Here is a 13225-nt window from a genome sequence, read left to right as displayed (position 1 = left end):
CATGAACCGACTTGAACGAATCAAAGGCTGCCTGCTCGGCGGCGCAGTGGGCGACGCACTGGGCGCGCCCGTGGAATTTCTCGAATGGAACGCCATCCGCGCCGGTTTCGGCGCCCAAGGCATCGTCGACTTCGCCCCGGCCTATGGCCGTGTGGGCGCGATCACCGACGACACGCAAATGATGCTGTTTACCGCCGAAGGCCTGCTGCGCGCTTTTGTGCGTGGCAGCTCACGCGGTATCTGCCATGTACCGAGCGTGATCCACCATGCACTGCTGCGCTGGCTGATGACCCAGGACTATCCACCGGCCACCCCTGTCAGCCTCGACGGCTGGCTGGTCAAAGAGCACGCCTTGTGGTCGCGCCGCGCTCCGGGCAATACCTGCCTGCACGCCTTGAAGGCCAGCGCGAACCTGGGCTTTCTCGCCGAAAACAACAGCAAAGGCTGCGGCGCCGTCATGCGTGTGGCGCCCTGCGCCTTCTTCGGCAACGCCTTCGATTACGCCGCCGAATCCGGTCGCCTGACCCACGGCCATCCCACCGGCTACCTCGCTGCCGGCCTGTTCGCCGACATCCTCCAGCGCATGGCCGAACGCCAGGACAGCCTCGAACACGCCATCAGCGAAAGCCTCGCCCAATACGGCGACCAACCCGGCATGAAAGAGACCCGCACCCTCATCGAACGCGTGCTTTTCTACTACTACGAAGGCTACCGGCCAACCCCGGAACGCATCGACGAACTCGGCGCCGGCTGGACCGCCGAAGAAGCCCTGGCCATTGGCCTATGGTGCGCGCTCAGCGCCAGCTCCTTCGAACAGGGCGTCATCACCGCCGTCAACCACAGCGGCGACAGCGACAGCACCGGCCTGATCACCGGGCATTTGCTCGGCGTTCAATACGGCGTACAAGCCATCCCGCCACGCTGGCTGGAGCGTCTGGAATTGCGCGAAGTCATCGAGAAAGTGGCAGAGGATATCGAGCGCGTACCAAGGGACTATTCGGGGTATGGCGGGGAGTTTGATGGGGAGATTGAGGTGGAGTATCCGGGGAGTTGACGGAACTCTACTTGCTGGGGCAAGCGCGTCGAGACCTTAATGTGTGCCAGTGCAGACTACTGATTTCTCGCGGATGATTGAACGGTTCGACCATCTGTCTTCAGTCGTGAGCTTGTGCAGAAAGAACGTTACAGACTTGCAGGTTCAACTCTACAAACTCATTCCAGGTGTAACGCTCGGCATAGTGCATCTGATACTGACGATCGACCCGACAAATGTCGGGGCGATCATCATAGATAGAGCAGTGCTTGCTGCCTTCAACGTAATGTCGACATGTGCCATCGCCACGATCAAGAAAGCGTGTTTGCTCCGCGAGGTGGACGTTCTGGCAGCACAACCCACATTGGTAGCACGGGAAGGTTTGCATTGTCAGACCAAGGACGCTAGCCATGACCGCGTACTGCCACTGTTTCCCATCTCGAAGGGTAGCGTCACGTCACGTTTGTCCAGTTCTTTTTTCAAAATATGGTTAATCTGCAATTCGTCATTGCAGGAGAGCAGTTCTTGTGTAAACAGGGCGAGTTCATCTATATCAAGATTGAATTCTTGCTGGCTCAGCGCGGATAAATAGTTATCCAATTCTGCATTGATATCCTGGAATTCCCGGACCGTCCCGGCATGGGGCATGATGGACTCAACGAACGTCCAGAGTGTCAGCGCCATTGCACTGTGGAGCATGAAATAGTTCAGTCCCAGTGTCAGCACACCAGTTACCAGAGCGCTGGCAAACGCAGCCAGCTCACCGCCAAAAGGGAAGCTGCAGAGGGGAAGGAGATGGGTATAGGCAATCGAGCCCACCACGGTAGCAACACCGACCGACAATACAGAAACCACGGCCTTGCACAGATCTACGAAACCTAGCTTTCCTGGGTTGAAGATAATCAGTTTGATGGCCTTGACCAGTTGTCCCCAGATCTCCCGAATGATCTTGACTGCCATCTTCTGCGTCGCGGCAAAAATGTTGAACAGCGTCGTGGTAGCGCTGGCCAGAATGCCGGAAAAAACACCATCCTTAAAAGCAATCAGGAAGTCATGGAAGCGTGCCTGAACGCGTGCCCATATTCCTTTCAATGACGCGTTGACACTGTCCAGAAACGCTTCAAGGTCAAACTTGTTCTTGAGCCGTTCCAACAGGAGAGGTAGCTGCGCGCGCAGTTCAAACCAGACTTCTGCCATGATCAACCCCAGCATTTGCCGAGTGCCCATGTTCAGGCCTGCTATGCCTGAAGCCGTAGCTGTCTGTTTCAAAAAGGTGCTGCTGGTGTAGTAGGAATGATTAATTTGCTGCTCATAGGGGGCCCGGGCATCAGCGTCCCGCTTGCGCATCTGCTCGGGGTCAATAGCCTTGAGTTCGGAAATCTTGCCTGAAGTCTTGCGGATTTGGTCTTCCAGAACTCTGGCTTTGTGCTGTTGCTCAGCCGTTTCTCGGGGCATGCTTTCGAGGCGCGCCTGATCTTTTGAGAGTGACGCTTCGTGAGTACTGATGAGATTGGGCAGTCTGTCGAGATAGCTGTTGATAGAAGACTGCTTTTTGGATTTGTTGACCGTTTCGTGGGTGGATTGCAGGTTGCTGCTCTGGTTGGCCAGTTCAACACCATCCAGCCCGGCTAGCACACGCCCAGCGTCATCATGAATTTCCTTGGCGCTGATGACGTGGTCAAGATTGCGCTGCTCGGTCGCTTGCATGGTGCTGTTGCGATAGGGGTCGTGTAGCTCGCCAGCCTGATGAGCCAACTTATCTTGCTGCCCAGTCGCGATGTAGTTTTCATGCTGATGATACGGATCGGAGTTGTACTCTTCACGCTGCTCATAGCGCTGTTTTTCAGCTTCCGTCGCCCAGATCCCCTGGCGGACGTTGTTGATGGTATTGACCTCTCCACCTACCTTGTCCTTGAACAGGAGAAAGTCTAGGCCGAAGCTGGTGGCGAGACTATTGATCACGGTCTTTTCGAGCTCGTCGGCCCAAGGATACTCTGTCGCTGCTGCGTGCATGATGACACCCATGAAAACGGAAGTTTGGAAAAGAGGGCCGAGCCGCCCTCTCATCAAATCAGGCAATGATTCTTCCTGCTTCGGAACTGGCTTGAACCAACACATCCGCCAGTTCTTCGTCGTTCAGGATCATGGAGCCATCGGCATCTGTTTCCATAACAGGCACACCATCCTTGCCTTCTGCGATCTTGCCATCCACTTTCTTCATCTTGAAGATCGGCGTCGTAATGACATTGACTAGAATGGCGGCCAGAGCGTAACCGTTTTCGATAGTGCGAATGATGGAGTCATTAAACTTTGCCAGTTCGCTAGCGCCGTCAGCATTGCGACTTTTGGCATCCTCAATCACACCATTCATGCTCTTGAGTGCATCAAAGTAGCGACTGAACTGACCATTGAGGGCGAGCAACGTCACCCTAATTTCACCGACGTATTCTTCTGTCTCTGCGAGCAAGTTCATAGCCTTGCCGAGCTTGGATACCGCCTTATCGACCTCTTGGTCGGCCTTGCGAGCATTTTTGACAGCTTCTTCGCCGTGACTGTTGTAAGCCCATCCCGCAATTGCCAGAACAGGGGCTGCCACCGCAGCGCCCAAAATGGCTGTTCCCCCAGCGATGCCCAAACCGCCAGTGGCCAGCGAGCCCCCTCCAATAGCGGCCAAGGTCGCATTGGAGGCTGCTACGCCCGCAAGCGATGAGATCGCAGTACCAGTAGACGCAGCACCCAAGGCCATGACGCCGCCATAGACTGCGAAGCCTGCCGCTGCGCCAGCGACGCCAGCGCCAGCCGCACTGCCCAGGACACCTATAGCGGTATAGCTGTAATTTTCTACCTTCTTCAACTTGTGCTTGGGAATCTTCAGTTCCAGTTTGTTCTGGCGCCCAGCGTTAAGTTGTTGTAGGAGTTGGTCTGCTAGCGTCCGGAACTCGTCGAAACTCTTCCCAATTTCAAGTTCTTTCTTTCCGAGCGATTCAAGCGCAGTGTTCGTTTGTCTCTCTTGCAGATCAAACGCGCTTTTTTTGTCGTCGTAACGAGACTTCGCCGCCTTTACAATGTCATCAGCCTCGGAATGAAGCTGATACCCGTCATAGCCTTTTTTTGCACCGTAGGCAGCCGTAACCAGTGCAGCAGCACCGATAATGAGAGGAAGCGGCATAGCGATATCCTTCTATAATTTAGCAGCGTTGCATGTTGAGTCGTCGGCGCTCTGAATGTTGAACACCGAAGGGATCTGAAGAATAGTTAGTTGGCAAAGCCCTGGGCGAGATGGGCGGGGCACTTAGTCCCACGTTTTTCATATTCGTGCTCGCCAGCGGCGTTATGTCGGTCGAGTGCGCGAATGATTGCGCGTGAAGCACCGGCGAAACCGAGGCTTGCTATCAATGCTGAGCAAGAAGTGCGGATAGAAGAAGGGCGCGTCGAGCCGAATTGCGTTCGACAAAAAGGGAGTTTGAGCCGCGTGTCCTTCGCTGGAGGCATGGAGACTTCCTTGTAACGATTGATCAACAGGTGCGCCGGGGATCTGGCGCCAGAGTCACGATGATATTACGTGCCAGGGTGGCTTTATGCTACTGGTATTTGTGATCTGGGCGGGTCAGACAAAGCGTGTTTCGACATCCAGCCGGGTAGGCATGGGGTGGCTAGGTGACGGCTTTTGGGCTAGTAAAGCTGACCGCTGCTCGAATAGATCGTGCTGATGCGATGAACTGAATGCTCGCCGGTACGAACTGGTGTCTGAGGTTTTGTTCTGCCCATTAAAAAGCCGGCTTGTGGCCGGCTTCTCGGTGACAGGTTTGGGGAGTTTTTGGCTCACCGCACCCATCCGCAAAAGTGCGCGCTGTGAACAGGCGCTTGTCAGGTAGACGAGGGCGGTCTGAAAGACTTTACCCCGGTCGATCACCGGCTGGCGGGTAGCCAGCGGGTGTTGAAACGAAGGCGTGCAGGATACGCATGTTCGGCGCGTCTGCCCAGTCTTGTTCGCCTGCCATTTGTCTTTTTCGTTGCAAATCAAGGCACTGTCGCCGGGTGGCGGCGGTTGTTGAGGGTGGACCACCAGAAGATCCAGCCGAGGATGTGAATGTTCTGCTCCTGGATCTGTTCGGCGCTGAAGATTTCGTCCGGGTATTCGCCAGCGTTGTGGCTGCGCAGGCGCAAGCTGCCGCCGGGCAGGCGGTAGAGGTATTTCACCCGCAGCATGCCGTCGTGCTCGATGGCGTAGATCTCGCCGTCGATGATGTGCACGCGGCCGCGGTCGATGCCGATCAGTGAGCCGTCCTGGATCTTGTCGGCCATGCTGTTGCCGACCATCGCCACACAAATGGCATTGTGCAATTCGACGTCCATGGCCTCCAGCACGCGACGTGACAGGCGGACCTTGTGGTTGGGAATTTCGCTGACAGCGGTCTGACCGGGCGTCTGTGTCTGTCGCTCGGTGTAGACGGGCATGTCCAGTTCTTCGCGGCCGTTGCGGTCGGCGCGGGATCTGGGTTTGTCGTCATGGCCGGATTTTTCGCGACCTTCTCTGGGATGTTTGGGACCTTCGCCGTTGCGCAACCAGCGTGCATTGACGCTGAGCAGTTCGGCAACCTCTTCCAGGCGTGCCATGGGGATACCGCGTTTGAACCAGTTGTTCACATGTTGCGGTGTCACCTTTCGGTTGGCGGCAAAGTCTGTTGCGGAGAGATGGCACTCTCGCAGAAGGATGCGTAGTCGATCACCTGATGTATTCATGAGGCAAAGTTTACGGGGAGTGCAAGTTTGTTTAAATGAACGAAGTGTTCAAATGCGATGGGGTTCAAACTTGCCAATGAGTGTCTGGACTACATATTTGAATAAATGATGTAGGGTAATTCTTTCATTGTTTTGTTTCGTGAAAACGCAAATTGCAACAGCCGGCAGTGGCGGCTTGCATGTGCCAATGAAACGGTGTGGAACTCAAAGTGTTGCGTGCTGGGCAGTGCTGTGCGGTGAGTCGACTGTTTCTATTGTGAACTTTCGGAGTGTACGTGGCCGATTAAACGTTCTGTTGAATGCGGCTGAAATAAACACGGGGCGCAAGGAGCAGGGGTGTGATGCGGGGAGGTTGACGAGTGGTGTCGCCACCGAAGCGACAGGCGCTTCGGTGGCGATGCATCGGATCAGCCTTTGTAGGCAGCGACCGATTTGGTAATGGCTTCGCGAGCGGCGTCTGCGCCGGCCCAGCCTTCGATCTTCACCCATTTGCCTTTTTCGAGGTCTTTGTAGTTGGCAAAGAAGTGCTCGATCTGCTGGATCAGCAGCGGTGGCAGGTCGGTGTATTCCTTCACGTCGACGTACAGTTGCGACAGTTTGTCGTGAGGAACAGCGATGACTTTGGCATCGCCGCCGCCGTCGTCGGTCATGTTCAGTACGCCGACCGGACGGGCGCGGATGACCGAGCCTGGAGCGACCGGGTACGGGGTGACAACCAGCACGTCCAGCGGATCGCCGTCGTCAGCCAGCGTGTTCGGGATGTAACCGTAGTTGGCCGGGTAGAACATCGGGGTGGCCATGAAACGGTCAACGAACAGGCAGTCGCTATCTTTGTCGATTTCGTACTTGATCGGCGCGTGGTTGGCCGGGATTTCGATTGCGACGTAGATGTCGTTCGGCAGGTCTTTGCCGGCCGGAATCTTGCTGTAGCTCATTGGGCTTTGCCCCCTTGGTTGACCATTCAGAATCTGGCGTACAACGCCAAAAAGTGGGCCGGATTATAGGCATATTTGGTAACCGTTACCATGTACGCCGATCAGTCCTGGCTGTGGGTATGAGCCTGATAGACCGGGTTATCGGCCTGAAGTGCCGTCAGCCGAGCCAACGGGTCCTGACGGTAGAACAGCTTCAACTGGCGGTACACCTCGGGCAAGGCCTCGTTGAGCAAATCCGGGGCGCTGAAGAAGTATTCGCTGGTCACCGCAAAGAACTCCGCAGGGTCTTCCGCGGCATAAGGGTCGATGGCCGTTTCTGCATCGGGATCGGCGTCGAGCTGGCGGTTGAGGTCGTCGTAGGCGGTTTGCATGGCGTTGGCCCATTCGCTGACGCGCATGTTGCTGTGCAACGGCGGCAAGCCGTTGGCGTGGCCATTGAGCATGTCCAGCTTGTGCGCCAGTTCGTGGATCACCAGGTTGTAGGCTTCCCAGCCACCGCTTTCCAGTACGCCGGGCCAGGCGAGGATGACCGGGCCCTGCGACCAGGCTTCGCCGCTGTGTTCGGCGTCCCACTCATGCTCGATGCCGTTGGCGTCGCGGTGTTTCTGCGGGCTGACGAAGTCGTCGCCGTAGAGGATGATTTCGTGAAAACCCTGATACCAGTTCAGATCGTCCAGGGCCAACAAGGGTAGTTGCGCCTGGGCGGCGAGGAAAAGCCGCGATTCGTCATCCAGCTCGACGCCTTCCAGTTCAGTCAGGCGCTTGGCCTGCAGAAACAGTACGCAGCTGTCGAGCAGGCGGCGGTTTTCATCCTCGGTCAGGCCATCGAGCATCGGCAACCGCTCGCACACCCGTTCCCACAATTCGGCAGGAACGGGGTGGCGTGCCAGCGTGCGGCGTTTCAGCCAGTTACCCAGCAGGCCCATGCTTCAGCGCGCTTCAGCGGAGCGGCCCATGCGGCTGCGGATCAGGCCGATGATCATCGGCAGCAGAGAAATCAGGATGATTGCCAGCACCAGCAGGGTGAGGTTCTTCTTGATGAACGGGATGTTGCCGAAGAAGTAGCCCAGTGCGACCAGGCTGCCGACCCAAAGAATCGATCCCAACACGCTGAAGCCTAGGAAACGCAGATAAGGCATTTTGCCGAGGCCAGCGACGAATGGAGCGAAGGTCCGGATGATCGGCAGAAAGCGCGCCAACGTCACGGTTTTACCGCCATGGCGATCATAGAATTCGTGGGTCTTGGTCAGGTAATCGCGGCGGAAGATTTTCGAGTCGGGATTCTTGAACAGCTTGTCGCCGACCGTGCGGCCGATGATGTAGTTGGTGCTGTCACCGATGATCGCGGCGGCCATCAGCAGGCACGCGAGCAGTACCGGGTCCATGCTGCCACCGGCGGCCACTGCGCCGGCGATGAACAGCAAGGAGTCGCCCGGCAGGAATGGCGTCACCACCAGACCGGTTTCGCAGAAAATCACCAGAAACAGAATGGCGTAGACCCAGGTGCCGTAGTTGGTCACCAACATGTCGAGGTAGACGTCGAGGTGGAGAATCAGGTCAAGCGGGTTGAAATCCATGTACGGCACCTGGTGATTAGACCCGATCCGGGTCGGTGGAAAGAGCTGGTGTGGGCCGCATTATAGAAGCAAGCACGCGAATGTTGCCGGGTGTGGTACCGAGATTGAAACATTTGGATGTAATGCCACGCATGAAGGGGGCACTGTAGGAGTGAGCTTGCTCGCGATTGCAGTGAATCAGTCAATGTAGATGTGACAGAAACGGCATAATCGCGAGCAAGCTCACTCCTACAATCCGGCGTATACGCACGGCATCAATTGATCGGCAACACGTAGTTCTTGAACTGAGTGTCTTCCTTGAAGCCGATCGACTCGTAGACCTTCTGCGCCACTTCGTTGTTGGCGCTGGTCGATACGCGCATGCGCACGGCCTGGGTCTCGCGGGCCATTTTCTTGGCTTTCTGGATCAGGTGGTCGGCCACCAGCTGGCGGCGGGCGTCTTCGGCGACGTAGATGTCGTTGAGGATCCACACGCGCTTGAGCGACAGCGAGGAATAGCTGGGATACAGCTGGCAGAAGCCCAGCAGCTTGCTGTCGTCGTCATCGTGCAGTGCCAGATAGATCACCGACTCTTCGCGGCGCAGGCGCTTTTCCAGAAAGGCGCGGGAGGAATCGGGGTAGGGCAGTTCGCCGTAGAACTCGCGGTATTTGACGAACAGTGGTGTCAGCAGGTCCAGGTGCTCAAGGGTGGCTTGAATGATCCGCATGGTTGGGCCTCAGCTTCATTGTGTAATGCATGAAAGGGGGAGGACGCGCCTGGCACAGGGACAGACGGTTTCGACTGTGCCTAAGCGCTTTAGAAAGCGCAATCCAACTTCGGGATTAGCATTGCGCTCGATCCCTGTAGGAGCCGGCTTGCTGGCGAATGCGTCGTGCCGGTCACATCAGTGGTGCATGGATCACGGCGCCACCCCTGTAGGAGCTGGCTTGTCCTGCGACCGGCTGCGAAGCAGTCGTGAAACCTGACGACTATGCAGTACTGACACACCGCAGATACCGGATTTACGACTGCTGCGCAGCCGGTCGCAGGGCAAGCCAGCTCCTACAGACCAATAAAAACGGCCTCCGAAGAGGCCGTTTCATTCAACAGGTGCTGCGCGGGATCAGAAGAAGCCCAGCGGATTGATGTCGTAGCTCACCAGCAGGTTTTTGGTCTGTTGGTAGTGCTCCAGCGCCACTTTGTGGGTTTCGCGGCCGACGCCAGACTTCTTGTAGCCACCGAACGCGGCGTGCGCCGGGTACAGGTGGTAGCAGTTGGTCCATACGCGACCGGCCTTGATCGCACGGCCCACGCGGTAGGCGCGGTTGATGTCGCGGGTCCACACGCCGGCGCCCAGGCCGAACTCGGTGTCGTTGGCAATGGCAATGGCTTCGGCTTCGTCCTTGAAGGTGGTGACGCTGACCACCGGGCCGAAGATTTCTTCCTGGAACACGCGCATCTTGTTGTTGCCTTTGAGCAGGGTCGGCTGGATGTAGTAGCCGGTTGCCAGATCACCCTGCAGTTTTTCAACCTTGCCGCCGGTCAGCAGCTCGGCGCCTTCGCCCTGGGCGATGTCGAGGTAGGAGAGGATCTTGTCGAACTGCTGCTGCGACGCCTGGGCGCCGACCATGGTCTCGGTGTCCAGCGGGTCACCGCGCTTGATCTTCAGAACCTTCTTCATCACCGCTTCCATGAACTGCGGATAGATCGATTCCTGAACCAGGCAGCGGGAAGGGCAGGTGCAGACTTCGCCCTGGTTGAAGAAGGCCAGTACCACGCCTTCGGCGGCTTTTTCGATGAACTCCGGCTCGGCGCTCATCACGTCTTCAAAGTAGATGTTCGGCGATTTGCCGCCCAGTTCCACGGTCGACGGGATGATGCTGTCGGCCGCCAGTTTCATGATGTGCGAACCGACCGGGGTCGAGCCGGTGAAGGCGATCTTGGCGATGCGCTTGCTGCTGGCCAGGGCTTCGCCGGCTTCACGGCCATAGCCTTGCACCACGTTCAGCACGCCTTTTGGCAGCAGGTCGCCGATCAGTTCCACCAGCACGCTGATGCCCAGCGGGGTCTGCTCGGCAGGCTTGAGCACCACGCAGTTACCGGCGGCCAGAGCCGGCGCGAGTTTCCACGCGGCCATCAGGATCGGGAAGTTCCACGGGATGATCTGGCCGACCACGCCCAGTGGCTCATGAATGTGGTACGCCACGGTGCCTTCGTTGATTTCTGCGGCAGTGCCTTCCTGCGCACGCAGCGCACCGGCGAAATAGCGGAAGTGGTCAACGGCCAGCGGAATGTCGGCGTTGAGGGTTTCGCGGACGGCCTTGCCGTTGTCCCAGGTTTCGGTGATGGCCAGCAGTTCGAGGTTTTGCTCGATGCGGTCGGCGATTTTCAGCAGGGTCAGCGAACGTTCCTGAACCGAGGTCTTGCCCCACGCATCGGCAGCGGCGTGGGCAGCATCCAGGGCTTTATCGATGTCTTCGGCAGTCGAGCGAGGAAAGGTGGCAATCAGCTTGCCGGTAATCGGCGAGGTATTTTCAAAGTACTGGCCTTTGACCGGCGGCACGAATTCGCCACCGATGTAGTTGCCGTACTGGGTCTTGAAGGTGACGAGCGAGCCTTCAGTACCGGGATGGGCATAACGCATGGTGAATATCTCCTTGCTCTTGTGATTGTGTGGGGATAACCGCGCTGCTGCGCTTGATCAAGAGTAGAGCAAAGGCCGGGCCACTGCCGGGAAGTGCCCGTATTCAGGGGCTTTTGCCGATAAAACAGGCGGTTGCAGGCACGCGCTGTGCCGGTCTCGGTACGCCATGGGTGACACTTTGTATCGAATGTGGGACAGCCTGGCGTTCCGCGCCTTTGGAAGCATTGCAATGCACGAGAGCGAGGAGGATGCTGGTCGGCAACTCCTCGGGAGAACAATAAAAAGTGCACAGCAATCATCTGACCCGGCATGCCCGGCAAGTCCTGACGGTCGCTCAAGGCAAGGCCGACCCGCGTTACGGTCCGGGCGCCGATCCGTCCATCGCCCGTTCCTGGCAGCGTTGCCTGGAGGACTATCACCTCGACCCCGCCCAGGCCATGGCGCCCACCGTGCTGGAACACGCCCGTGTGCTGGAAAGTCGCGAACGTCTGCAACAGGTGCTGACCATCGCCGGTGGTGAAATGAACAGCCTGCACCGGCAGCTTTCCGGGGGTAATGCGGTGCTGCTCACCGACGCGCGCGGGGTCATCCTCAATTGCGTGACCGAGCCCGGTGAGCGGCGGATTTTCGAGCGCGCCGGGCTGTGGCTCGGCGCCGACTGGAGCGAAGCGCGCGAAGGCACCAACGGCATCGGTACCTGCCTGGTCGAGCGCCAGCCGGTGACGATTCATCGTGACGAGCATTTTCGCGGCCGGCACATCGGCCTGACCTGCTCGGCCAGTCCGGTGTTCGATCCTCATGGCGATCTGCTTGCGGTGCTGGACGTGTCCTCGGCCCGTCACGACGTTTCGCGGCAGAGCCAGTTCCACACCATGGCCTTGGTCAATCTCTCGGCGAAGATGATTGAAAGCAGTTACTTCCTGCGCCATTTCGATGATCAATGGCTGCTGCGCTTTCATTTACAGGCCGATTCGGTGGGGCTGTTCAGCGAAGGCTTGCTGGCGTTCGACGGTGAAGGGCGAATTGCGGCGCTGAATCAGAGTGCGCTGAACCTGCTGGGCCTGGGGCGTGACAGCCTGCTCGGGCAGCCGGTCGATGCGCTGTTCGAGTGTTCACTGGATGAGTTGATGAGCCGCGCTGCGCCGGATGCCATGACCAGTTGGCCGCTGCGCACCCGCGACGGCCGCGGCTTTTTTGCCCTGTTGCGCGGACAAACGCGAGTGGCGGCAAAAGTGCTGGCGACGCCGGTGGTGGCCAAAGCCCATGTCGCGCCGACGACCCATAGCCTGTGCCTCGGCGATGCCGGGTTGCAGGCCGATTTCCGCCGGGCCCTGAAAGTCTATGAGCGCGACGTGCCCTTGCTGATCAATGGCGAAACCGGCTCCGGCAAGGAGGCTTTTGCCAAAGCCGTCCATCAAGCCAGTCAGCGCACGGATAAACCGTTCGTGGCGCTGAATTGCGCGGCGATACCGGAAAGCCTGATCGAAAGCGAGCTGTTCGGTTATCGCGGCGGCAGTTTCACCGGCGCGCGCAAGGAAGGCATGCGCGGCAAGTTGCAACAGGCCGACGGCGGCACGCTGTTTCTCGATGAAATCGGCGACATGCCGCTGGCCTTGCAGACCCGACTGTTGCGCGTGTTGGAGGACCGTCTGGTGGTGCCCATCGGCGGCGAACCGCAGGCGGTGGATGTGCGAATCATCAGTGCGACCCACCGCAATCTGCTGGGGCGCGTGGCCGATGGCAGCTTCCGTGAAGACCTCTATTACCGGCTCAACGGCCTGGAAATCGCCTTGCCACCGTTGCGCGAGCGCAGCGACAAGTCGCAGTTGCTGGATTTCCTGTTGCAGGAAGAGGCAGGCAATCATCGCGTGCTGATCGACGCCGACGCCCGCCGGGCGCTGCTGGACTTCGCCTGGCCCGGCAACGTGCGGCAGATGCGAAATGTGCTGCGCACGCTGGCGGCGTTGTGCGAGGACGAGCGGGTGGGGCTGGCCGATCTGCCGCAGGTGGTGCGTCAGGGCGGGGTGTCGATGTCTGCGACGCCGGCCTCGAACGATTCGCCGCTGGACGACGCCGAACGCGCCGCGCTGATCGCCACGCTGGAAGCACAACGCTGGCACATGACCCACGCCGCGCGTGAACTGGGCGTGAGCCGCAACACCCTATATAGAAAGCTGCGCAAGCACGGGATCTCACGGTGAGGGCTCCGTAGCAGTCCGGCTTGCCGGCGGCAGCGATGTCACGATTGTCACCGCCGGCAAGCCGGACTGCTACAGAGGATCTGGCGCAGTCAGCCTGTAGGAGTGAGCTTGC

11 protein-coding genes are annotated in these 13225 nt (G+C 58.4%); 2 read left to right on the top strand and 9 right to left on the bottom strand.

Annotated features, from left to right (window positions below; genetic code table 11):
* The first annotated feature begins 1 nt into the window (after window position 1).
* A complete protein-coding gene (locus ACIPL0_RS16855; RefSeq protein WP_400597492.1) occupies window positions 2-1054 on the top strand; it encodes an ADP-ribosylglycohydrolase family protein in 1053 nt (350 codons plus the stop codon).
* Window positions 1055-1154: 100 nt separating this feature from the next.
* On the opposite strand, the gene ACIPL0_RS16850 is transcribed toward ACIPL0_RS16855, so the two are convergent.
* The 9 genes from ACIPL0_RS16850 to ACIPL0_RS16810 all read right to left on the bottom strand — a co-directional run bounded on the left by ACIPL0_RS16850 (window position 1155) and on the right by ACIPL0_RS16810 (window position 10912).
* Complete coding sequence (locus ACIPL0_RS16850) at window positions 1155-1421, bottom strand: YkgJ family cysteine cluster protein (protein WP_400731556.1); 267 nt, start codon at window positions 1419-1421, stop codon at window positions 1155-1157.
* 2 nt (window positions 1422-1423) lie between these two features.
* Complete coding sequence (locus ACIPL0_RS16845; protein WP_400731555.1) at window positions 1424-3112, bottom strand: hypothetical protein; 1689 nt, start codon at window positions 3110-3112, stop codon at window positions 1424-1426.
* Window positions 3105-4202 (bottom strand): hypothetical protein, encoded by a 1098-nt coding sequence (locus tag ACIPL0_RS16840; protein ID WP_400597496.1) that lies wholly within the window; start codon window positions 4200-4202, stop codon window positions 3105-3107. The genes ACIPL0_RS16845 and ACIPL0_RS16840 overlap by 8 nt, the downstream gene beginning before the upstream one ends.
* Before the next feature lie 851 nt (window positions 4203-5053).
* Complete coding sequence (locus ACIPL0_RS16835; RefSeq protein ID WP_400597497.1) at window positions 5054-5776, bottom strand: helix-turn-helix transcriptional regulator; 723 nt, start codon at window positions 5774-5776, stop codon at window positions 5054-5056.
* Window positions 5777-6183: 407 nt separating this feature from the next.
* A complete protein-coding gene (gene ppa / locus ACIPL0_RS16830; protein WP_400597499.1) occupies window positions 6184-6711 on the bottom strand; it encodes an inorganic diphosphatase in 528 nt (175 codons plus the stop codon).
* A gap of 101 nt (window positions 6712-6812) precedes the next feature.
* Window positions 6813-7637, bottom strand: coding sequence for a zinc-dependent peptidase (locus tag ACIPL0_RS16825; protein ID WP_400597501.1), 825 nt, complete (start codon window positions 7635-7637; stop codon window positions 6813-6815).
* 3 nt (window positions 7638-7640) lie between these two features.
* Entirely contained in the window at window positions 7641-8288 is a 648-nt protein-coding gene (locus ACIPL0_RS16820) for a DedA family protein (protein ID WP_400597502.1), read from the bottom strand.
* 254 nt (window positions 8289-8542) lie between these two features.
* Complete coding sequence (locus tag ACIPL0_RS16815; RefSeq protein WP_400597503.1) at window positions 8543-8995, bottom strand: GNAT family N-acetyltransferase; 453 nt, start codon at window positions 8993-8995, stop codon at window positions 8543-8545.
* A 396-nt stretch (window positions 8996-9391) separates the two neighbouring features.
* A complete protein-coding gene (locus tag ACIPL0_RS16810; protein ID WP_400597504.1) occupies window positions 9392-10912 on the bottom strand; it encodes an aldehyde dehydrogenase family protein in 1521 nt (506 codons plus the stop codon).
* Between the two features lie 284 nt (window positions 10913-11196).
* Between ACIPL0_RS16810 and ACIPL0_RS16805 the strand changes: the two genes are divergently transcribed.
* Window positions 11197-13113 carry a sigma-54-dependent Fis family transcriptional regulator gene (locus ACIPL0_RS16805; RefSeq protein ID WP_400597505.1) on the top strand — a complete coding sequence of 639 codons (1917 nt, stop codon included), beginning with the start codon at window positions 11197-11199 and terminating at the stop codon, window positions 13111-13113.
* Window positions 13114-13225: the final 112 nt, after the last annotated feature.

The organism is Pseudomonas sp. NPDC090208, assembly GCF_044746785.1.
In the GTDB taxonomy this organism is placed as follows: Bacteria; Pseudomonadota; Gammaproteobacteria; order Pseudomonadales; family Pseudomonadaceae; genus Aquipseudomonas.
This window is presented reverse-complemented; position numbering and strand designations above follow the sequence as displayed.

Excerpts from the sequence above, each read along its gene's own strand:
- ACIPL0_RS16825 (WP_400597501.1), bottom strand. The coding sequence starts at position 7,637 with ATGGGCCTGCTGGGTAACTGGCTGAAACGCCGCACGCTGGCACGCCAC.
- ACIPL0_RS16850 (WP_400731556.1), bottom strand. The coding sequence starts at position 1,421 with ATGCAAACCTTCCCGTGCTACCAATGTGGGTTGTGCTGCCAGAACGTC.
- ACIPL0_RS16815 (WP_400597503.1), bottom strand. The coding sequence starts at position 8,995 with ATGCGGATCATTCAAGCCACCCTTGAGCACCTGGACCTGCTGACACCA.
- ACIPL0_RS16810 (WP_400597504.1), bottom strand. The coding sequence starts at position 10,912 with ATGCGTTATGCCCATCCCGGTACTGAAGGCTCGCTCGTCACCTTCAAG.
- ACIPL0_RS16835 (WP_400597497.1), bottom strand. The coding sequence starts at position 5,776 with ATGAATACATCAGGTGATCGACTACGCATCCTTCTGCGAGAGTGCCAT.
- ACIPL0_RS16840 (WP_400597496.1), bottom strand. The coding sequence starts at position 4,202 with ATGCCGCTTCCTCTCATTATCGGTGCTGCTGCACTGGTTACGGCTGCC.
- ACIPL0_RS16855 (WP_400597492.1), top strand. The coding sequence starts at position 2 with ATGAACCGACTTGAACGAATCAAAGGCTGCCTGCTCGGCGGCGCAGTG.
- ppa (WP_400597499.1), bottom strand. The coding sequence starts at position 6,711 with ATGAGCTACAGCAAGATTCCGGCCGGCAAAGACCTGCCGAACGACATC.
- ACIPL0_RS16820 (WP_400597502.1), bottom strand. The coding sequence starts at position 8,288 with ATGGATTTCAACCCGCTTGACCTGATTCTCCACCTCGACGTCTACCTC.